This is a genomic window from Sinorhizobium sp. 8-89 (genome assembly GCF_030124325.1).
Lineage (GTDB): Bacteria > Pseudomonadota > Alphaproteobacteria > Rhizobiales > Rhizobiaceae > Sinorhizobium.
On sequence record NZ_JASKLR010000002.1, the window covers coordinates 418366 to 436517 of the forward strand.

Genomic DNA, 18152 nt, shown 5'->3' on the forward strand with positions numbered 1-18152 from the left:
CGCAAGCTACCGGCTGCTTTACTCCGCGCGAGAGACCGCGTAGCCCTTGCCTACCGCCTCGATTTATGGCGCCATCACAGCCTGCCTGTCGCAACACGCTCTGGGGTTTCCAATGACCGATACGAAACCGGATACTCTGGATCAGGTCCTCGCCGATCTGATCAGTGCCCAAATCGAGCAACGCCACACGAACGAACTTCGAGCAATTCTCTCGACCGGCAATGAGATCACCATGCACGGAACGTTCACCGTCGGCCGGGACTTCATCATCTACAAGACGGCGAAGGACGATAGCGGCAAGTGGGCGATGACGCCCTTCTCCCATATCGTCCAATTGATAATTTGACGCTGCCGCGCAACCACGGTCAGGGACGGCAAGCAAGGAACATGCTACGCTCCCCACTCGTGTTGCCATGCGGCGACCATTCCTGGCCGCACGGCCCGCGAGGACTTAAGAAGCCGCTCGCGCGTTTCCTTGCCAGAGATGCCTGACCTGACAACGGCGACGAATGCTGAAACCTGCATTCAGAGCGCTCCATTCCAGGAGGTAAGCGCCATGTCCTATCGTCTCGTTTTCTCTGTGATCCTCGTCACGATAAGCATCATGGTGGTTTGGGCTTTCCGACCGGAGCCTACCATCTTTACCGGCTACAAAACGCCGCCGACGGCAGATCAAATCAACCAGTCCGATCGCTTGACGCAGTGATGTCGGTAGAGGCGACCACCCCACGGCATGTTTCCTGGTTTCGTAGCGTTGCCAAGAATAGCTACGAACAGATAGTGAACTTGCGGCGGCAGATGACTGCATGTCACCCGTAATCTCCGGCCGTAGGCTGACCGGCATGATATAATGCCAGTACGTTACAAAGCCTCGACCTTTGTTATCCACAACCAACCATCGTGCCGGAACCAGCCGCGCAGATGGCACGTTCTCGTATGTGCAAGAGTGGAGTTCGTTATCATGGCTGGAAAAGACTACCGAGGACCGGAATATCACGCTTCGACGGGCCTGCCCGTGAGCATTCTGCTACTCTCTGCGCTGGCCATATCAGGCTATCTTTTACTCGCAGGATCATTGACCAGCGAGGAGCACGCCGCCGCCAAGGTTTACTTGCCGGCTGCCCAGACCCAGGCGCAATGACAGGCTGGATCCGGAAAAAAAGGCTTTTGCGTCGCGCGAGCCGGTAATGCCTAGATTTGCTCACATTCGGCTCCCCATGATGGGAAATGGACAAAGCAGGCATCGCGTTTCTGGCGCTCATACTCATCCTCGTCGCTCTCGTGGTGAGTATCCTCGCGTTCAAACCTGAAGCGCCACCGCCGCCCAGCACCACGCCGACAGTTATTCCGAGCAACTAGAAGCAATTCCAGGAAAGTATGTAACGGCTTTCCGTCCGGAATTGCGTGTTTCAATGAGTTAATCCGTTGCCCGCCGCTTACACAAACCTCGGCTCAAATAATTATGAACGCCAGAGGAACGCTTCGCGAACGAAGCGTGGATTTCTACTACCTGCTGGCTAAGTCCTCGTCAGCCGCTCCCTCGACACCACGCCCGTCAAACCACCTTCCGATCCGTGAACTTCCACGCAGCCGCATCGGCCTTCACCCTCGCGAACCGCTTCATCATCAGCGCGTAGCGCGAGGCGGAGATGAGGTCGTCGCGTTCCTTGACAATCCGGCCGTCCTTGCGGTGATAAAGGCGGAATTCCTCGAACCAGTCGGTCGCGGTGGAAAACACCTTCCACCGCCCGGTCTGCATCCGCTGCAGCATGTCGGAAAGCCCCGCCTCCACGCCGTTGGTGCCGTCGTCGAAGGTCGCCCGGTCGGGAAGCAGCGCCAGCCCCTGCCCGCGATATTGCGCCGCAAGCTGTTCGCCGCTGCCCTTGTCATGCTGCAAGCCGTCATGCGGCCAGGCAAAGGGCAGCCACGGCCCCCAGGGTTTCAGCGCCGCCGCATGGATGATCGGCGTCGCCTCGCGCTCGCGATAGGTTCTGGTCACATAGAAGACGTCGGCGTCCCGGTCCCAGGCGCAGGCCGTGGCCGCGAAGGGGTGGTCCCAGCCGAAGTCGAGGCCGCCGATCTGCACCCAGTGCTTCGGGATCTCGAAGGGATCGATGCGGATCGCCTCCTCCGCCACCGGAAAGACGCGCCCCGAACCGAGCGCCGGCACGCCTTTCGTGCGCGCCTCGCGCTCATGCGCCGGATAGCTGTCGATGATGCGCTGCCGCTCCTCCGCCGTATAGTGCTCGGCATCCTCGATCGTCATGGTGATGACCTCGCGATCCGGCGACTTTTCCATGAGATACCGCGCCACCACGCTGCTCAAGCCCTTGAGCGGCGTGAAGGTGACGGCGACCGACCCGCGCGTCGCATTGGTGCGCGTGATCCCCTCGAAATAGACATCCTCCGGCGGCTCCTCGTCGAACCAGACATAGTCGACCGTGTTCGCCTGCCATTTGCCGCGCCCCTGCTCATAAGCCTTGAAGAGCAGCGTCGAGGTGCTTCCCGTGACATGGCGCACCGTCACGCTGTCGAGCGCGCCGGAGGCGCCGGAACGCCGCGTGGTCGCCTGGATCGCCGCCTTCGGGATGAAGCCGGTGCCCCAGTCCTCCTCGTTGAGCGGCGGGCCGACGAGCAAGCGCTGCACGCCGTCGCGCGTCAGCTCGTAGGATTCCGAGCCCGCCAGCATCACGATCGGCTTGTCGAACCGCCGGCCCACCCACCAGTCCGGGTAGCGCCCCGTCAGGTGCATCGCCGCTTCCGCCGCGCCGGCCAGCGTCTTGCCGAGCTGGTTTCCGGCCATGAACAGGCGTTCGCGAATGACCGCACCCGCCGCATGGAAATCGCGCTGCCTGGCGTAGGGCCGGTAGCCAGCGAGAATATTGGTGCGCCGCCGCCGGTCGAGCTCCGCCATCAGCACCGCCTGCTCCTTCAGCAGCGCGTGCAGATCGGAGGGCTCGGGGCGCGAGAAGGCTTCGGGCGTTGCGGTCAGGAGGTCGCAGGATCGGTCTGGCACGTTTTTCCCCACCGGTTCGCGCATTGTTCCATTATTGGCTCTTGCCTTTAGCGATCAGGCGTGGAAATTCCATCGGAATGAGAATCAGCCGTACCTTATTGATTACGCTCTGCCTCTCGGCGCTGGCGTCCTCGTGCACCGAGATCGCCGACGCCCCCGCGCCCACGCGCCGCTCCAAGGTGGCCGCCGCCGTCGTGGATAGTTCCCCGCGGCAATGCACGACCCGCCAGACGCAGTGCTACTACGGCACCGGTCCGGCCGGCGAACCCTGCTCCTGCTGGTCGAGCGCAGGCGCTCCCGACCACGGCGTCACCACAAAGTAAGCCACGGGTCCTAGGACGCCGCGCGTCGGACGCGCAAAGGACGGCGCTGCGCTCGCGCGCCGCGCATTTCATGCGCCGGCCGAATTGATGTTAAACCACCCGTTAACCATGTTTCGCACTACTCGGGAACAGCGCGATCGGCGCCACAAGAATAACTCCATGTCACGATCTGAAAGACAACGGGCCGATAACGAGGCTCTTGAGGGGGTATGGCATGGTCAAAACAGGTCTTGGCGCTTCGGTAGCCGCTCTCACCTTCTCGCTGGTCGTCGCCGGCGTTCTCCATTTCGCGCTGTCCCAATACCGCACAGGCGCTCTCCCCGCCGTCTCCGGCGAAATCACCTCGTCGATCCCGCGATGATGTGAACAGACCCCGTCCGGGAAGGCCCGGCTGGACGGGGCGCTGGCGCGGCCTGCTGCATGCAGCAATTCACATGTTTTCAGCGACCTTTGCGCGCCTGCCAGGGCACGCGGCGCTGTAGCCGCGCTGGGCCTTCGTACTTGCCCTGAAAACGTCCGGGCTCCGGCCTCGGTTCCATGTCCGGTCTCGCTTCGCCAAATCTTCGAAGCCCCTTGCGCTTCCGCTGGCACTGGCCAATGCTTGGGCGAGCCGGGTCACGGAAGGAGGCATTCCCATGATCGAAGGTCATTGCCATTGCAGGTCGGTGCGCCTTACCGTTCCCAGCCGCCCCGAGACGCTCGGCGATTGCAACTGTTCGCTCTGCAGCCGACTCGGCGCGCTTTGGGGCTATTATCCTGTGAATGACGTCACGGTCAGCGACGAGCACAAAACGCTCGTTGGCTATGTCCAGGGCGACGCGAGCCTGACCATGCACCATTGCGGCCGCTGCGGCTGCACGACCCATTGGTCGCCGCGCGGGCGCGACGGCTCCCGCATGGGCGTCAACATGCGGATGTTCGACCGTTCGGTCTGGGAGGAAATCCCCCACCGGCTGATCGACGGCGCAAGCTGGTAGCCGGCACGCCTTGCGCCTTGGCCTGTTCTCCCCCGCTCAGATCCTGCCCATCAACAGGAGGACGATCAGCACGATCACCAGAACGCCGAGAATACCGGAGGGGCCATAGCCCCAGCCGGTCGAATACGGCCATGCGGGGATGGCGCCGATCAAAAGCAGGATCAGAATAACAAGAAGTACGGTTCCAAGCATGTCGCGGTCCTCCGCTGCATGATTCGACCCGCGGACGAATTCCTGCAGCAATGCAACGTGCCGCGGCGATTATTGGCGCGGACGCGCCGCCGCAGCGGATGGTTGTCATTCCTAACGAATGCCTACCGCAGCAATAAGTTCCGGCGAACCGTACACCCGGCAGTCGAGTAACTCCCGCTCGCCCGCCTCGCCGCGCGACATTATTTCGGATGTAACATCGGTAACAGCGCCGGCGCGCCAAAGAGCCTTTTATCGGTTCGTTCTCAGTCCCTTGAGAACGTGCTAAAGTTCCTTCGGCAAAAAGAGGGGGGAGAACCAATGCCACGTATTGCAAATCTTTTTTTCAAAACCGCCATCATTTTCCTGATTGCCGGCATCTCGATCGGCCTTCACATGTCGATTTCGGGTAATCACGCGCCAACCGGCGCCCACGCCCACGCCAACCTGCTCGGTTGGGTCACCATGGCGCTCTTCGGCGTCTATCACGCACTTAATCCGCGCAAGGCCGAGAAGCGCCTGGCGATGATCCAGTACGTAGTCTACACCTTCGGCGTCGCCGTGCTGATCCCGTCGCTTTACCTGATGCTTTCCGGAAACGCCGCGATGGAGCCGATCGTCGCCATCTCCTCGCTCATCGCCTTCGCCGGCGTCCTGATGTTTGCGGTCATCATCTTCTCGAGCAGCGAGGCCAAGATTCCCGTCGGCGCCTCACCGGTGCGCTGATGCAATCGGGATGAGGTGGCTCCACCTCATCCTTGCCCATCTGCAGCGACACACGTCCGCCGGACATTAAACCTCTCTGCAGCACTTTGAGTTGCCGCAGGATTCAACCCCGGGCCGACTCCGATCCGGGGCGCCGCGTCCGTGCGGGTTTTCCCGCCGCCCTGCCCTTCGCCGGCGCTTCGATCAGCGGCCGGATCGTCGCATCGAGCATCCGGATGCGCTGCACAAGCTCTTCATCCGTCAGTTCGTCCAGCGCATTGGCATTCGCCGAAAGATCCTTGGGCAGGATCGAGGCCAGGAGCTTCAGATAGGATTCCGGCTTCTCCTCGCGCAGCCGCGCGATCACGTCTACGCCATGCGTTTCGAAATCCGCCTGCACCGCCTCGAGGAAGGCCCCGCCGAGCCGGGTCCGCGAGCCTTTCGCGACACCCGCCGGACCGACGTTAGGCTCGTCGACAACGTCGTTGATTGCTTCGCCCGAAGGCATGCTCGAGAAATCGTCGTCGATCATCTGCACCGCCTCTTTTGCATCCGTCTCTATCCCAGGGAGTTCCCGCGGTCGAACGTGCAACAATTCCGCTTCGCTACCCACAATTGCGCCAGAATCGCGACTCAGATTGAATCGCGACCATCCGCAACACCCTGGATACCGGGCGCGGCGCGCAGCAATGTCACGGAGCAGCAACATGCTGAAGGGTCTTGCCACGGCCACTCTAGCCGCCGCCCTATGCGGCTCCCCGGCCTTGGCAGAGGGGCAGACCGGCGATCCGCGCTACCTCGTCAAGGCGTGGATTCAGAAATACGACACGAGTTTCGTACACGCGACAGGCTGGTGCGGCAGTGGCGACCCCTGCACACTCAAAGTCGGCGAGCACGATATCCGCATCCGCTTCTTCCTGTCGGGCGAAAGCTACCGCTTGAGTGTGCGCGCCGCGGCTGACGACCCCGCCGCCTGCTGCGTTTTCGCCGACAGGTCGGAAGAGGTTTTCGTCGGCGGAGGATCGCCGCACGCCGAGAAGCTCTATTTTCGGCTCCCCGACACGCTTGCGGACAAAGGCCGCGTGGAATTCGGCACGCTCTTCATCGCACTGGAGGATTTGCGGTAGCCGGATCATTCGACCCATTTGGAAAATGCCTCTCGCAAAGAGATGGGGACGCATGCGGTTTAGATTATCCCAAGGCCATCCCTCTTCACCTTCAGTTGAGCTTCGCTTTTATACGGTGCCTCGCAGACTCTCTTCCGCTCATCGCACCCGCCCGGCCGTCGCGTTGCGCCTCTGCGTCAACGTCGTTCAAGCGTCTTGCGCCTTGCGATCGGCCGGGCGGCTGCGGGGGCGGCCGGTGATGCTGCCAAGGCCGCAGCGCCGCGCATCCTCTCGGACGCCTCAAGGTCGCTGTTGCAGTAAGGCGCATCACCGGCCGCATACGGCGCCGCGCCGCATCGTGAGACGCGCGGCGGCTGCCGTAATCCGTTGTTTGACGATGGTTCGACAAGCTCATCCGACAATCAGCCGCCGGAATAGAAAACGGCTGCCGAAGCAGCCGTTGCATCAGGACAAAATTCCTATCCTTGATTTACGGAATAATCCGATTCACTTCGCCCTTGCAAGGGCCGGCAAAGGACAAAGCGTGCGATCGCCCATTTAGCGACAGCAATTTTGCCCGGCGCCGCTCATGCCCTGCCCGCCCGGACCCCGCAGCCGGCACCGCCCCTGGCCTTGGCCGCGCTGGAATTGCCTCACGCCGCGAGCACGCAAATCCGGCTCAAGCCGTTGTTGTACGAACGTATATTATAATTTTCTTGCATAAGACAAAGCGCTCTGCTTCAATCGAAAACGGGTCGATGCTCAAGGGGCTTGGGCATGATTATACTGGTGGAAATCTCCGCAAGCAGAGCGACGGAAAGAGCGATCGCGCCTTTGAGGCCGATAGCGAGCCGATGCGCGTGCCCATGGAACCCATTGCCTGACCTGCCGGTAAAAAACGCGTGAGCGAGGCTAGAAAAACCGGCAGGCCGATAGATATTTATACTTGTAATGCCAAGAAATGACGGTGCGGCACATATTTTTAGACTTTGATAACCCCATGGCTCCCGGACCGATACCGGGGGAACCAGACAAGCCCTCCACGCATTTGCCTTCCGACAGAAGGAGTTTCAGTCATGCGTAATCACTGGATCTATGTTGCTTTAGGATTTGTTGCCGGCGCCGGCCTGTTTCTCGCCACTTCCTGGCAGCGCACGCCGCCAGCCGAGATGTCGACGGTAAAACTCGAAAAGACAGACCGCGTCCAGGGCCCTGCCGTCCAGGCCTCGTTCGTCATGGAACGCTTCGGCCCCGCGCGCTCGGTGGAATAGCCGCCGCGCAGCCAGTCCTTGAATTGAATCCGCATCGCAATCGGCCGGAAAGCACGCTGGCGCTTCCGGCCGATCGTGTTGTGGCGGCGTCTGTCGCAGCGGAGCGTGGAAGATTTCATCGCCGCGTTGCCGGCGTCGAACAGCGGTGACATGAACATTTTTGCTCGCCGAACGTTTCCTTGCAGCCTGCAACAGCGCATGCGCCCAAAAGTACGGAGGACTGGCAATGATTCCTGTCGGGCGTGCCCGGATGATCGAGTGGATCGCAGTGGTTGCCGCATTCGCTCTCGTCGCCGCGTTAATGATCGCGACGCTGCTCCCCTGATCGACGTCGCCGTTCAGACAATGCCGGAAAATTTCCGCTGCTCGCGGATGTAAGCGACTGCCGCAGCCTGTAGCGCCCTGCACTCCTCCTCGAACCGGAGCAAGGTCTCATCGTCTTTCTCGGGAGAGCATCGCAGGGCATCGCGCCGCAGGCACGCATGCTCAAATACCTCGCATAGATGCAGGAACACGAGGTCCTGCATCATCCAAGGGCTGTCGCGCAATTCAGGGGCTGCCAAGAGCAGCCTGGCCATCCCTGCCTTTTGCAAATCCATGCCAACGCTCGCATTCTTTCGACGAGCTACTGCATGTTTCCCTGGTTAAGGATAAAAGCATGCAGCAATTCAAAGCGTTACAGCATCCCTTACGCGTCCGATGACGACGTAGAGTGGGTTAACTGGCGGTACTAGGAAAAAGTTCCAGAAAGTAGCTGAATGCACTCGCTACGGCGGAGATCTGACTGCCTGTAAGCCGGCGTCTCACAGCGCCTCCGGGCACCGCGCTTCCGGGTATGACACGCTCGTCGGCGACGACGGCAACGACACGCTGATCGGCGGCACCGGCACGGACACTGCCTCCTACGCCGGCGCCTCGCTCGGCGTGGTCGCGAATCTCGCCGCTGCTGCGGCAAACACCAACGATGCCAGGGGCGACGCCTACTCCTCGATCGAGAACCTCACCGGGTCGAGCTACAACGACGTGCTCACCGGCAATGCCGGCGCCAACACGCTTGACGGCGGGCTCGGCAACGACACGCTGGTCGGCGGCGCCGGTGCGGACAGGCTCTATGGCCGCGGCGGCACCGACACCGTCTCCTATGCAGGCGCCACGGCCGGCGTGGTCGCCAATCTTACGAGCGCTGCGGCAAACACCAATGACGCCAGGGGCGACATCTATTCCGAGGTGGAAAGCCTCATCGGCACGAGCTATGCGGACAAGCTCTACGGCAATGCCATCGCCAACGGCCTGACCGGCGGCGCCGGCAACGACCTGCTGGCGGGCTATGCCGGCAACGACCTGCTTTACGGCGGCGCCGGTCGCGACCTGCTTTACGGCGGCACCGGCGCCGACCGGTTCGTCTTCAAGGCCACGACCGAATCCGCCGGAACGTCCTATGATTCGATCTACGACTTTCTCACGAGCGAGCAGGACAGGATCGATCTTTCGGCCATCGACGCCAGCAGCAAATTGACGGGCAATCAGACGTTCAGCTTCGTCGGCACAGCGGCCTTCAAGGGTGTCGCGGGAGAGCTACGTTACGAGAAACTCTCATCCGACACCTACATCTATGCCGACGTGAACGGCGACAAGGTTGCCGACCTCAAGATCCATCTCGACGACGCCGTCACGCTGACGAAGGATTACTTCATCCTGTGAGCTGAGGCGGTAACTCCCGAAAGTGGTAGGTTTTCCGTCCGGAGTTGCGTCATCGAGCCAGACAGAACCCCGCTCCGGCGGGGTTTTTCATTGCCTGCTGCATCCGAAAGGCGCCCCGCACCGCATCGGTCGATCCCCGGTCATCGGACAACCGCCGTAACGATAAAGGCGGCAACGGCGCCGCAGAGCACCGCATAGGCGCAGGCGCGCAACATTTTCATGCGGCGGGTTTTTTCGCCGGTCCAATCGTAGCCCATCATGTGCTCCGAACACTCAAGTCGCCTTACAGCCCCGCGCGTCTCTCCCGAGGCGCAGAGGTGGCTCTAAAGCTTTGAATCACTGTGCGATTCCTTAAATCGTCCGCGACCTCAGAAATCATGCAGTAACTTGATGGGTTCTTCTTAAGAAATGGAAAATCGGGCGAAGAAAAACCGCCCCCGGCGCGTGGGTACTGCTGGAGCATTGATGAAGGCGCCATGCCGCCCTTCCCGTCTTGCCTTTCGCCCGCGAATGGGCAAGTTACGCGCGAATGGGCCCTGCCCGACGCGACGAGAATTTTCGAGGAAACTGCTTTGAACTCCGACAACACGCCCGACGCCACGATCAAGGTCGAGAAGCGAGCAAACGGCCGCTGGGCCTTCGTGCTCACCTATCGCGGCGTGACCTATCCGGCCGAGGGTCAATTTGCCTCCCCGCTCCAGGCGCAGGCCGCCGCCCATGCGGCGAAGAAACTCCTCGAGAGGCGCGGCTGATCCCCAAGCGGGATGAGCGCGTAGCGGTTTTTCCGCCCGCATCCCGTAGCGCAATTTCATGCGGTAACTGGGGCTGCCGAACTGTAGTCCACTCTGCCAGTTGGACGAAGATCCGCCACGCTGGACTAATTGCCGTGAACGAGGCTTAATCCTGCACGGGGATGGCGCGATTGCTGGGATGTCGATTATGAGATCACCACAGCAAATCACTGGTAACGTTAATGTTCTTGATGCGGTCGTGATCGGGGCCGGCTGGGCCGGCCTGGGTGTCAGCTATTGGCTGGCGCGACGAGGCCTGCGTCATAGCGTATTGGAGCGAGGACGCGTAGGAGAGATTTGGCGGACGCAGCGATGGGATTCTTTTCGGATGAATACCCCCAACGTGCAGACCGTCATGCCGGGCGACCGCTATGACGGTCCGGATCCGTTTGGTGCCCTGACGCGCGACCAGTTCGTCGCTCTCCTTGAGGATTTCGCCAGGCGTAACGCGCTTCCGATCGAACCGGATACTGCGGTGAACGAACTCACGCGCGAGAATGGTGCGTATCGGCTAACCACCTCACGCGGAACGCTTTTGGCGAGGAACGTGATAGTCGCAAGCGGCAGCCTGAATTGTCCGGTGCGCCCAGTTTGGGCCGCTGCGTTACCAACCGTCCTCAACCAGATTGACGCTTCCGGTTACCGCAGCGCTGCGGATCTCCCCGATGGCGCGGTGCTGGTGGTCGGAAGTGGCCAATCGGGTGCCCAGATTGCGGAGGAGTTGGCAGAAGCGGGCCGGACAGTCTTCCTTGCCACCAGCCGTGTCGGACGGTTCCCACGGCGCTACCGTGGCCGCGACATCATGGTCTGGCTCCTCGAATGTGGGTTTCTCGACGTGCGACGAGAGGAGGTCATTCGACTTGCGGGACGCATCCCGCCTCGTGGTGTGGTTGGGCCGATGCACACGATAAGCCTTCAATCGCTCAGCGCCCAAGGTGTCGTGCTTCTTGGGCGACTGACTGGCGTCGAGAATGGCGTCCGCCTCTCGTTCGCCGACGATCTCGAAGCGAATGTTCGCTTTGCAGATGAAGCCTCGGACAACATCAAACGCCATATCGACGAATATATCAGCCGTGCTGGAATCGATGCACCCGTTTCGACGCCCGACCCGGCGGAGACGGTCGCGATGCGTCAGCCGAACCTGACGACCGGTTCTCTTGATCTCTCGGGGTCCGGCATAACGACCGTGGTGTGGTGCACAGGCTTCAAGGGAGATTTCAGTTGGATAAGACTTTCCGGTGCGCTCGACAGTGTGGGGCAGCCTGTTCACGACGATGGCGTGGCCGCCCTGCCGGGCCTCTACTTCGCCGGGTTGGATTTCGCCTCCACGCGCAAGTCAGGCATAATATTGTCGATCGTCGAGGAAGCACCTCGCCTTGTCGAACACATCGTAGGGCATTCGTGATCGCTTTTGGCGCGAAGCGGTCGTAACAGAGTGCTCGCGACTGGTGGCATTTGCTACTGAATTCCGGATAAATGGCGGCAAAGCTTCAGTGCGACATGGCACCCTTGCAACGGCGGGGTGGGTGGCTTCGCGACGCTCGGCTCCTGGAACCTGATAACGATTTCCTCCGTATGCCCAGCGAACCGCTCGGAACCGGGACCGGCTAGATGCGTTTGGCCGGTGCACCCAGCGGAGAAGCCTGATGCAGAACTGCTTCGTCGAACACCGCCATGAGACAATCGGCCAACACCGCCTGTTCCTACGCGAGGCCGGCCCGGCCGACGCGCCGGTGCTGCTCCTGCCGCACGGCTATCCCTGCTCGTCCTACCAGTTCCGCCGCCTCATGCCGGCGCTCGCCGATCGTTGGCGGACCGTCGCATACGATTGGCCCGGCTTCGGTTACAGCGATACGCCCGACCCGGGCTCGTTCGGCTACGACTTCGACGCCTACGAAAGCGTGCTGACGGCGGTTGCCAACCATCTTGGCCTCGATCGCTATGCGCTGTGGCTCCACGATTACGGCTCGCAGATCGGCCTGCGTCACGCGATCACCCATCCCGAGCGCATCGCCGCACTCATTATCCAGAACGGCGACATCTACGAGGATGTGCTTGGCCCGAAGTACAAGACCATCAAGGCCTGGTGGGCGGACAAGAGCGATGAGAAGCACCGCCCGCTCGAGGAGGCGGTGAGCGAGGAAGGCTTCCGCGCCGAGTTCGTCGGCGAGGCGTCCGACGAGGTAGCCGCACGAGTCCCGCCCGACCTGTGGAAGCTGCACTGGCCCCTGATGGACAGCGCCGTGCGCCGGCAGGTGGCGGTCGGGTTGATGGAGAAGCTGGAGGCGAACCTTGGCTGGTTCCCGCGCTATCAGGCGTATCTTCGCGATCATCGTCCGCCGACGCTGATCGTCTGGGGGCCGGAGGACGGCTACATGCCCGCCGAATCCGCCCGGGCCTATCTCCGCGACCTGCCGGATGCCGAACTGCACCTGATTCAGGGGGCCGGCCACTGGCTCCTGGAAACCCATTTCGACGCGGCGCTGCCGCTCGTTCGCGACTTTCTCACCCGTCACCACGCCTGACTGCCGCGCCGTCCCGGCCGGCGCCGGGCGGTATGGCCCCTGCCTGCACGAAGGAGAATGCCATGCCGACCAAGCCGACCATCGCCCGCATCTGGCGCGGCCGGACCCGCCCGGACGTCGCCGACGAATATGAGCGTTACATCCGCGCCGAGGGCATCCCGCCGCTCGAGAAGACCGCGCTTGGCGTTCAGCTCTTCCGCGAGGATCGCGACGAGGAGATCTGGTTCACCACGATCTCCTATTGGGCCGACATGGAGGCCATGACCTCGTTCACCAAGGGCGCGCCGACCGAGGTCCACCACCTCGACCGCGACCCCGAATTCCTCATTGCGCTGCCCGAGCGCATCGAGATCCATAAAATTCTCGTCGACGAACAGAGTCTTCGCTGACCCGTCCGCCCATCCAAGGAGAGTAGAATGCCCCCACCCGAGGGAAAAGCAGGTGCCGCTCGTCGTCGCTGAGGCCGGCCACCAGCTCCCACGTCTCTTCCCCGGGGCGGGAGGCGTCAGGGTCGAACAGCGTTGTGTCACGCATCGCGTGCCGGACAGCGCCGGTTGCAGCACCGTGCGTCCTTTCAGGCGCACGGCGCTGGAACGCGTTGAACTCCGGCGGCCCTGCCCCGTCAGACCAGGCTGGTGGCGACGTCGATGTTGCCGCGGGTCGCCTTGGAGTAAGGGCAGATCCCGTGCGCCGCCTCGATCAGCTCATGCGCAAGCTCGCGCTCGATGCCCGGCACGCTGACATTGAGGCGCGCCCGCAGGAAATAGGAGCCGTCGTCGACGTTGAGATCGATCTCGGCATCGACCGCGGCACCCGCTGGAAGCTTGATGTTTCTCTGGGAGGCAGCGACCTCCAGCGCCCCGATGTAACAGGCCGACCAGGCGGCGCCAAAGAGGTTTTCTGCAGCCGGATGCGGTTGCGACAGCCTGAGGTCGAGCTTGCCGTCGCTGCTGCGGGTGCCGCCGTTACGGCCGCCGGTGTTGTGGGTCTTACCTGTGAAAAGAAGCTTCTCGGTCATGGCGAAATCCTTTCTGTTCAGTTTTGATCGGATCCGATTCATTCGGATGCGAGCTAAATAAGCGAAACGGAATCCGATGTCAAGCGCTTCCAATTTAATCGGATCCGATATATATATGGGGCGAACAACAAGGACCGTGAACATGCCCACTTTCAAGAAGACGAGCGCCCCGCCGCAATCCCCCCAGGGCGGCGGCAAAGGCCCGAAGCTTTCGAATTTCCTGTGCTTCGCGATCTATTCGGCGAACCTCGCCTTTGGTCGCGCGTACAAGCCGATCCTGGATGGGCTCGGCCTGACCTACACCCAGTACATCGCCCTGCAGGCGCTCTCCGAGGAAGATGACCAGACCGTCCGGGAGCTTGGCGAAAAGCTGTTCCTGGAATCCAACACGCTGACGCCGATCCTGAAGAAGCTCGAGTCGATCGGCTACATCCGGCGCCGCCGCGATCCCGACGACGAACGGCAGGTGCGCGTGACCCTGACACCAGCCGGCCGCCAGCTTCTTGAAACCGATGCCGCCGCATCGCTGATCGACGCCACCGGGCTCGGAGACGAGCTTGAGGACGTGCAGAGGAACGTCGCGAGGCTGCGCGACAATCTCCTGCGCGCCACGCAGGGCGACCCGGAAAAGCCGTGACTGCTCCTTTCGACGGACAATAAGCTCTTCGGCAGTTCTCACCCGCGCGCGAGCAAGCAGAGCCCCCAGTCTTCTATCAGGGGCTCTGCTCTAAATTGCTACTGAAAAGGATTGGGTAATGGTCTGGCGCTACAAAGTTGTAGCCGAATCAATTTGCATAATCAAAATTGCAATGTCTATTAGCTAAAACGAATTAGTTCCGGGAAAAAGTTTGTACCAATTTTCGGTCCTTCCCGTGACAAGCACAGGAATGCCGGCGGCAGGGCGCGCGGCAGCGCCGCGCGGCCGGTCAGACGTGCAGCGCTGTAGGCACTTTAAATCGGCTGGTTAGCGAAACATGCAGTAGCCGTCTCGCGTCGTCCTCGGCCCGCTCACCTCTTTCCATACTCGGTGAAAACGTAGTCCTTCGCCTTCGCAGCTCGTGGCAGGCGTACCCGCACTTGGCATCGTTAGCCTGCACGGATGTATTGGGCTTGAGCGTGTCGGACGCGGGGTCATAGTCAAACTGGGCGTATCCCCATCCGCCGGTGTCCGGGAATCTCACGCTGTCCTTCACCATGCAGCCGATGCTCGAAAGCGTGTCCGGCGCCTTCACGGCAAAGGGAGCCTCCGGATGCTGTTTCGGCAGCCTCGCACGCGAAAACGCCACAAACAGGAGTGTCACCCCCACTGCCACGGGGGTCGAACGCGTCGTTTGCGGTCGCAACCGGACTTTGCCTCGGGTACCCCAAACCGAACTTAGCGCAGAGCAAGCGGCATGATCGATCCGCGAGCTTCGGATTCGAAAGCGTTCGGTAATCTCCTCCTGCGGGATGTCAGAACTGAAGCGGCAGATCGTGTCGTCGCCCCGGCGACGCGCTCCGTCCCGAGAAGAATGCTCCCGGCCACTGGAGGCGTCAAACTGAAACGAATGCGTGTAACGCCTTTGTTTGCTGCGGAGAATCAGCGGTCGAACACACCGTCATCATGCTCACTGGCTGATCGCAAGGCGGACCAGGAGGAAACGTGAGGGAGGCACCTCGAAGGGTCGGGTTATCGCTCCTCAGGCGCTTTTCGGTCTCTTGGAGCGCGCAGCCTGCACCGACGTGTTCAGCGCCACGGCGGCGCGAATGAGCGCCTTCAAGGCCTCTTCGTCGATCTGCTCGCCCTCATGGAAATCGATGGCTCGCCTGGTGTTGCCTTCGAGGCTGGAGTTGAAGAGGCCCGACGGGTCCTCCAGCGAGGCGCCCTTGGCGAACGTCATCTTCACCACGGCCTTGTAGGTCTCGCCGGTGCAGATTATTCCGGCATGCGACCAAACCGGAACCCCTCTCCACTTCCACTCCTCGACCACTTCGGGATCGGCCTCTCTGATCAGCATCCTGATCCGCGCGAGCGTCTCGCCCCGCCAATCACTCAGCTCCTCGATTCTCGCGTCTATCAACTCGGAGGGAGAAGCGTCTCCTTCAGTCAGGCCGCTCTTTCCATTCTCCATGGGTGTCGCTTTCTTCATCTTGTTGTCGCTCCCCGTCGCTTCAGAGCAATTCCAGAAAAAGTGTGTAGCGGTTTTCCGTCCGGAATTGCGCAGTTGCAAAGAGTTAGACCATTTCACTGTTTCAAGGAAACGGTGAACGGCCCGGCATCGATACTGCATCTATCCTTGGATCGGAGCCGGTTTCGGGGCAGAGCATGCGGCCCTCGCCGGAATCTGGCACCAGAGCATCTCGTTTCCGGTCATCCACGCGGCAAGCCTGGGCCGCTTGCGCTACGGCACCCATCCGGGCAGCTCCGATGCCTGCCGGATCCAGCGCGCCACCAGCTCCTCGTCGATCTCTTCATCCTCGTGGATGTGGAAGTAGCGCACGTTCTTGTCCTTGGACTCGACGGGCGGAACGGGACTGAGCGACGCACCGCGGAAGAAGGTCACCTTGATGTACTTCGTGAAGCAATGAAAGCTCAGGAACCATCCCTGGCCCTCGACGCCGTAAAACGGCGAGTTCCATTTGACCGCCTTCAGCACGCCGGGGACCGTTCGCACGATGAGCGCGTCGAGGCGGCGCCCGACGCCGCTTTTCCAGCCCGGCATCGCCGCGATATAGGCCTGCACGGGCGCATCGCCATCGGCCTTGGCAATCTGAGGATTGCCGCCTGAGAGAAGCGTCGGCTTCGCGCCCATCGCGGCGTCCTTGGCTGCCGTGGTCTTGGCTCCCGTGGTCTTGGCCGCCTTCGCAGCCGCCGGCGTGGCGGCGGCCTTCTTTGCGGCCTTGGTTGATTTGACGGATGACTTATCAGCCATTGCGTTCACTCCACCTGAAGCGCCGCGCGTCTTGTGAAGCGCGCAAAGGATGCTGTAGCACTTTGAATTGCTGCATGTTTTATCCTTAAATCGATGATCAGGAATACCTGATCTTAAAAGTGTAGACTCAATTGGCCGAGCGGAAGCCGCCTGAAACGCCCGCGCCGGTCATCGCGCCGCACTCAGAACGCGGTCCTCGCCTTCATAGTCGAACAGGTCCCAGGGATAGGCAGCGAGCTGCGGGAGGATGCTTCGCCAATCTCGCCCGCGTGTCGCCTCGATAAGCCAGATGACCGCATCGCGCACGGTCTGCGCATAGGTACCGGCGTTCGGCGCGAGGCTCGAGCAGACGAACGGACCTGCGACCGACCACGGGCTCATTCCGGCGGATGGCGGATAGGGCTCGTCGGAAAGCCCGACGATCTCGGCACTGCGCTCCATCGCGGCCATGATGGCGCCGCCGATTTCAGCAGCCGTCGGCGCGTTGGCGTCGGCGACGTTGAGGATCGACGGCCTGTCTTCTGCAACCGTCCACACCACCGCCTCGGCGATTGCGGCAACCGAGGTCGTTTGAAACCGGCTTCGCCCTCCATAGGCCAACGGAATGCGCTGCCGGCCATCGAGCAGCCGGCGCACAAACCACCACTCCCGCGCGTGCTTGCTGTAGGGCCCGTGGATCGCCGCAGGACGAAGGATGGTGGCGCGGCATTGCGCGCGATCGAGGAGCCGCCTCTCCATTGCTGCCTTCCTGGTGGAATAGGTGCCGGGGCCCGGGTCAACCGTCGGCTGATCCTCGCGGATTGGAACAGGAAGACGCGGGAAGCCGCGCTCACCGGCTTCATCCAGGGTGCGGCCTTGCTCGTCGCGATAGACGCTCGCGCTGGACACCGCAATGATATGACCGACGGACGCCTGCGCAGAGAGGAGTCCGTCCGCATCCGCTTCGTCGAACGCTATGCAGTCCATCAGCAGATCCGCACCCTCGCCGATCGCGGTCTTCAGCGCGTCAGGGTCGCTGCGGTCGAAGGGAACGTGCTGCCATGGGCCGTCAACTGGAGGCGGCGTGCGCGAACCGAGCCGCACCGCCCAGCCCTCCTCCGCCAGCCGTCTGGCGACCGCGATGCCTATCTGACCGGTACCGCCGATGATGAAAGCAGAAGCCATGTCCCAGAGTGTTCCGCCCAGGTCGTGGCTGTCAATGCGTTCGGATGTATGCAGCAGTTCAAGATACCGGAGTCCGCACGTCCGATCGGACGCACAGAGCCGCCGAACACGCCGCGCCAACCTCTTTGTTGCCACGCCGCGCCAAGCGCCGTACTGCAAGAGCCGTGCGGCTAAACCGCATCGTCCGGCTTCCGCGATCTCGCGACGATGATGATGCCGAGCAGTGAAACGACCAGCCCCGCTGCCATCGCAAAGGACAATGGTTCGCCGAACATCACCCAGGCCCAGATCATCGTCACCGGCGGGCTCAGATAGAGGATCGCCGTAACGCGCGCCGGAGAGGATTTGCGAAGCGCGATGTAGTAGAGGCTCCACGCCCCGAACGTCGCCACGAAGACGAGCCAGAGAATGCCGCCGATAAAGCCCGTGTCTAGCACCGGGAGAACGCCTCCCT

24 protein-coding genes and 1 pseudogene are annotated in these 18152 nt (G+C 61.8%); 15 read left to right on the forward strand and 10 right to left on the reverse strand.

Features of this window, described 5'->3' with window-relative positions; all coding sequences use genetic code 11:
* The first annotated feature begins 112 nt into the window (after positions 1 to 112).
* From QN219_RS06480 to QN219_RS06490, 3 genes are all read left to right on the forward strand, one after another.
* On the forward strand, positions 113 to 346 hold the full coding sequence (locus QN219_RS06480) for a hypothetical protein (protein WP_283998762.1): 234 nt from the start codon (positions 113 to 115) through the stop codon (positions 344 to 346).
* Between the two features lie 210 nt (positions 347 to 556).
* A complete protein-coding gene (locus QN219_RS06485; protein WP_283998763.1) occupies positions 557 to 706 on the forward strand; it encodes a hypothetical protein in 150 nt (49 codons plus the stop codon).
* Positions 707 to 961: 255 nt separating this feature from the next.
* On the forward strand, positions 962 to 1141 hold the full coding sequence (locus QN219_RS06490) for a hypothetical protein (protein WP_283998764.1): 180 nt from the start codon (positions 962 to 964) through the stop codon (positions 1139 to 1141).
* A 414-nt stretch (positions 1142 to 1555) separates the two neighbouring features.
* Here the strand turns inward: QN219_RS06490 and QN219_RS06495 are convergent, their stop codons facing one another.
* Positions 1556 to 2914, reverse strand: a complete 1359-nt coding sequence (locus QN219_RS06495) for a terminase large subunit domain-containing protein (protein ID WP_283998927.1) — start codon at positions 2912 to 2914, stop codon at positions 1556 to 1558.
* Between the two features lie 639 nt (positions 2915 to 3553).
* Between QN219_RS06495 and QN219_RS06500 the strand changes: the two genes are divergently transcribed.
* Together QN219_RS06500 and QN219_RS06505 are read left to right on the forward strand one after the other, a co-directional pair.
* On the forward strand, positions 3554 to 3700 hold the full coding sequence (locus tag QN219_RS06500; protein ID WP_283998765.1) for a hypothetical protein: 147 nt from the start codon (positions 3554 to 3556) through the stop codon (positions 3698 to 3700).
* 274 nt (positions 3701 to 3974) lie between these two features.
* The gene (locus QN219_RS06505; protein WP_283998766.1) at positions 3975 to 4316 is read left to right on the forward strand and encodes a GFA family protein; all 342 of its coding nucleotides are present in this window, start codon (positions 3975 to 3977) and stop codon (positions 4314 to 4316) included.
* Positions 4317 to 4352: 36 nt separating this feature from the next.
* Here QN219_RS06505 and QN219_RS06510 read toward each other — a convergent pair whose 3' ends face one another.
* Positions 4353 to 4508, reverse strand: a complete 156-nt coding sequence (locus QN219_RS06510) for a DUF3309 family protein (protein ID WP_283998767.1) — start codon at positions 4506 to 4508, stop codon at positions 4353 to 4355.
* A 318-nt stretch (positions 4509 to 4826) separates the two neighbouring features.
* Between QN219_RS06510 and QN219_RS06515 the strand changes: the two genes are divergently transcribed.
* Positions 4827 to 5231, forward strand: a complete 405-nt coding sequence (locus tag QN219_RS06515; RefSeq protein WP_283998768.1) for a hypothetical protein — start codon at positions 4827 to 4829, stop codon at positions 5229 to 5231.
* 103 nt (positions 5232 to 5334) lie between these two features.
* Here QN219_RS06515 and QN219_RS06520 read toward each other — a convergent pair whose 3' ends face one another.
* A complete protein-coding gene (locus tag QN219_RS06520; RefSeq protein WP_283998769.1) occupies positions 5335 to 5742 on the reverse strand; it encodes a hypothetical protein in 408 nt (135 codons plus the stop codon).
* Positions 5743 to 5917: 175 nt separating this feature from the next.
* Between QN219_RS06520 and QN219_RS06525 the strand changes: the two genes are divergently transcribed.
* Positions 5918 to 6337, forward strand: coding sequence for a hypothetical protein (locus QN219_RS06525; RefSeq protein ID WP_283998770.1), 420 nt, complete (start codon positions 5918 to 5920; stop codon positions 6335 to 6337).
* A 1055-nt stretch (positions 6338 to 7392) separates the two neighbouring features.
* On the forward strand, positions 7393 to 7587 hold the full coding sequence (locus tag QN219_RS06530) for a hypothetical protein (protein WP_283998771.1): 195 nt from the start codon (positions 7393 to 7395) through the stop codon (positions 7585 to 7587).
* A 338-nt stretch (positions 7588 to 7925) separates the two neighbouring features.
* Here QN219_RS06530 and QN219_RS06535 read toward each other — a convergent pair whose 3' ends face one another.
* On the reverse strand, positions 7926 to 8186 hold the full coding sequence (locus tag QN219_RS06535) for a hypothetical protein (RefSeq protein WP_283998772.1): 261 nt from the start codon (positions 8184 to 8186) through the stop codon (positions 7926 to 7928).
* A gap of 181 nt (positions 8187 to 8367) precedes the next feature.
* Here QN219_RS06535 and QN219_RS33940 point away from each other — a divergent pair.
* From QN219_RS33940 to QN219_RS06565, 6 genes and pseudogenes are all read left to right on the forward strand, one after another.
* Positions 8368 to 8478 (forward strand): annotated as a pseudogene (locus QN219_RS33940) (hypothetical protein); the annotation flags it as partial.
* Positions 8479 to 8511: 33 nt separating this feature from the next.
* Positions 8512 to 9288, forward strand: a complete 777-nt coding sequence (locus QN219_RS06545) for a M10 family metallopeptidase C-terminal domain-containing protein (RefSeq protein WP_283998773.1) — start codon at positions 8512 to 8514, stop codon at positions 9286 to 9288.
* A gap of 572 nt (positions 9289 to 9860) precedes the next feature.
* On the forward strand, positions 9861 to 10040 hold the full coding sequence (locus tag QN219_RS06550; RefSeq protein ID WP_283998774.1) for a hypothetical protein: 180 nt from the start codon (positions 9861 to 9863) through the stop codon (positions 10038 to 10040).
* Between the two features lie 187 nt (positions 10041 to 10227).
* Positions 10228 to 11484: an NAD(P)/FAD-dependent oxidoreductase gene (locus QN219_RS06555; protein ID WP_309486559.1), complete on the forward strand. Its 1257-nt coding sequence runs from the start codon at positions 10228 to 10230 to the stop codon at positions 11482 to 11484.
* A 241-nt stretch (positions 11485 to 11725) separates the two neighbouring features.
* Entirely contained in the window at positions 11726 to 12604 is an 879-nt protein-coding gene (locus QN219_RS06560) for an alpha/beta hydrolase (protein ID WP_283998775.1), read from the forward strand.
* Positions 12605 to 12666: 62 nt separating this feature from the next.
* Positions 12667 to 12993, forward strand: coding sequence for a hypothetical protein (locus QN219_RS06565; RefSeq protein WP_283998776.1), 327 nt, complete (start codon positions 12667 to 12669; stop codon positions 12991 to 12993).
* Between the two features lie 233 nt (positions 12994 to 13226).
* Here QN219_RS06565 and QN219_RS06570 read toward each other — a convergent pair whose 3' ends face one another.
* Entirely contained in the window at positions 13227 to 13622 is a 396-nt protein-coding gene (locus tag QN219_RS06570) for an Ohr family peroxiredoxin (protein WP_283998777.1), read from the reverse strand.
* A gap of 142 nt (positions 13623 to 13764) precedes the next feature.
* Between QN219_RS06570 and QN219_RS06575 the strand changes: the two genes are divergently transcribed.
* Complete coding sequence (locus tag QN219_RS06575) at positions 13765 to 14259, forward strand: transcriptional regulator, SarA/Rot family (protein WP_283998778.1); 495 nt, start codon at positions 13765 to 13767, stop codon at positions 14257 to 14259.
* Between the two features lie 289 nt (positions 14260 to 14548).
* On the opposite strand, the gene QN219_RS06580 is transcribed toward QN219_RS06575, so the two are convergent.
* The 5 genes from QN219_RS06580 to QN219_RS06600 form a co-directional block, all read right to left on the reverse strand.
* The gene (locus tag QN219_RS06580; protein ID WP_309486552.1) at positions 14549 to 14935 is read right to left on the reverse strand and encodes a cytochrome P460 family protein; all 387 of its coding nucleotides are present in this window, start codon (positions 14933 to 14935) and stop codon (positions 14549 to 14551) included.
* 366 nt (positions 14936 to 15301) lie between these two features.
* Positions 15302 to 15751 carry a DUF1801 domain-containing protein gene (locus QN219_RS06585; protein WP_283998779.1) on the reverse strand — a complete coding sequence of 150 codons (450 nt, stop codon included), beginning with the start codon at positions 15749 to 15751 and terminating at the stop codon, positions 15302 to 15304.
* A 252-nt stretch (positions 15752 to 16003) separates the two neighbouring features.
* On the reverse strand, positions 16004 to 16534 hold the full coding sequence (locus QN219_RS06590) for a DUF1801 domain-containing protein (RefSeq protein ID WP_283998780.1): 531 nt from the start codon (positions 16532 to 16534) through the stop codon (positions 16004 to 16006).
* Positions 16535 to 16702: 168 nt separating this feature from the next.
* On the reverse strand, positions 16703 to 17698 hold the full coding sequence (locus QN219_RS06595; protein WP_283998781.1) for an NAD-dependent epimerase/dehydratase family protein: 996 nt from the start codon (positions 17696 to 17698) through the stop codon (positions 16703 to 16705).
* Positions 17699 to 17868: 170 nt separating this feature from the next.
* Positions 17869 to 18152 (reverse strand): DMT family transporter (locus QN219_RS06600; RefSeq protein ID WP_283998782.1); only part of this gene is annotated, 284 nt, incomplete at its 5' end.

Excerpts from the sequence above, each read along its gene's own strand:
- QN219_RS06480 (WP_283998762.1), top strand. The coding sequence starts at position 113 with ATGACCGATACGAAACCGGATACTCTGGATCAGGTCCTCGCCGATCTG.
- QN219_RS06485 (WP_283998763.1), top strand. The coding sequence starts at position 557 with ATGTCCTATCGTCTCGTTTTCTCTGTGATCCTCGTCACGATAAGCATC.
- QN219_RS06490 (WP_283998764.1), top strand. The coding sequence starts at position 962 with ATGGCTGGAAAAGACTACCGAGGACCGGAATATCACGCTTCGACGGGC.
- QN219_RS06495 (WP_283998927.1), bottom strand. The coding sequence starts at position 2,914 with ATGGCGGAGCTCGACCGGCGGCGGCGCACCAATATTCTCGCTGGCTAC.
- QN219_RS06500 (WP_283998765.1), top strand. The coding sequence starts at position 3,554 with ATGGTCAAAACAGGTCTTGGCGCTTCGGTAGCCGCTCTCACCTTCTCG.
- QN219_RS06505 (WP_283998766.1), top strand. The coding sequence starts at position 3,975 with ATGATCGAAGGTCATTGCCATTGCAGGTCGGTGCGCCTTACCGTTCCC.
- QN219_RS06510 (WP_283998767.1), bottom strand. The coding sequence starts at position 4,508 with ATGCTTGGAACCGTACTTCTTGTTATTCTGATCCTGCTTTTGATCGGC.
- QN219_RS06515 (WP_283998768.1), top strand. The coding sequence starts at position 4,827 with ATGCCACGTATTGCAAATCTTTTTTTCAAAACCGCCATCATTTTCCTG.
- QN219_RS06520 (WP_283998769.1), bottom strand. The coding sequence starts at position 5,742 with ATGATCGACGACGATTTCTCGAGCATGCCTTCGGGCGAAGCAATCAAC.
- QN219_RS06525 (WP_283998770.1), top strand. The coding sequence starts at position 5,918 with ATGCTGAAGGGTCTTGCCACGGCCACTCTAGCCGCCGCCCTATGCGGC.
- QN219_RS06530 (WP_283998771.1), top strand. The coding sequence starts at position 7,393 with ATGCGTAATCACTGGATCTATGTTGCTTTAGGATTTGTTGCCGGCGCC.
- QN219_RS06535 (WP_283998772.1), bottom strand. The coding sequence starts at position 8,186 with ATGGATTTGCAAAAGGCAGGGATGGCCAGGCTGCTCTTGGCAGCCCCT.
- QN219_RS06555 (WP_309486559.1), top strand. The coding sequence starts at position 10,228 with ATGAGATCACCACAGCAAATCACTGGTAACGTTAATGTTCTTGATGCG.
- QN219_RS06560 (WP_283998775.1), top strand. The coding sequence starts at position 11,726 with ATGCAGAACTGCTTCGTCGAACACCGCCATGAGACAATCGGCCAACAC.
- QN219_RS06565 (WP_283998776.1), top strand. The coding sequence starts at position 12,667 with ATGCCGACCAAGCCGACCATCGCCCGCATCTGGCGCGGCCGGACCCGC.
- QN219_RS06570 (WP_283998777.1), bottom strand. The coding sequence starts at position 13,622 with ATGACCGAGAAGCTTCTTTTCACAGGTAAGACCCACAACACCGGCGGC.
- QN219_RS06575 (WP_283998778.1), top strand. The coding sequence starts at position 13,765 with ATGCCCACTTTCAAGAAGACGAGCGCCCCGCCGCAATCCCCCCAGGGC.
- QN219_RS06585 (WP_283998779.1), bottom strand. The coding sequence starts at position 15,751 with ATGAAGAAAGCGACACCCATGGAGAATGGAAAGAGCGGCCTGACTGAA.
- QN219_RS06590 (WP_283998780.1), bottom strand. The coding sequence starts at position 16,534 with ATGGCTGATAAGTCATCCGTCAAATCAACCAAGGCCGCAAAGAAGGCC.
- QN219_RS06595 (WP_283998781.1), bottom strand. The coding sequence starts at position 17,698 with ATGGCTTCTGCTTTCATCATCGGCGGTACCGGTCAGATAGGCATCGCG.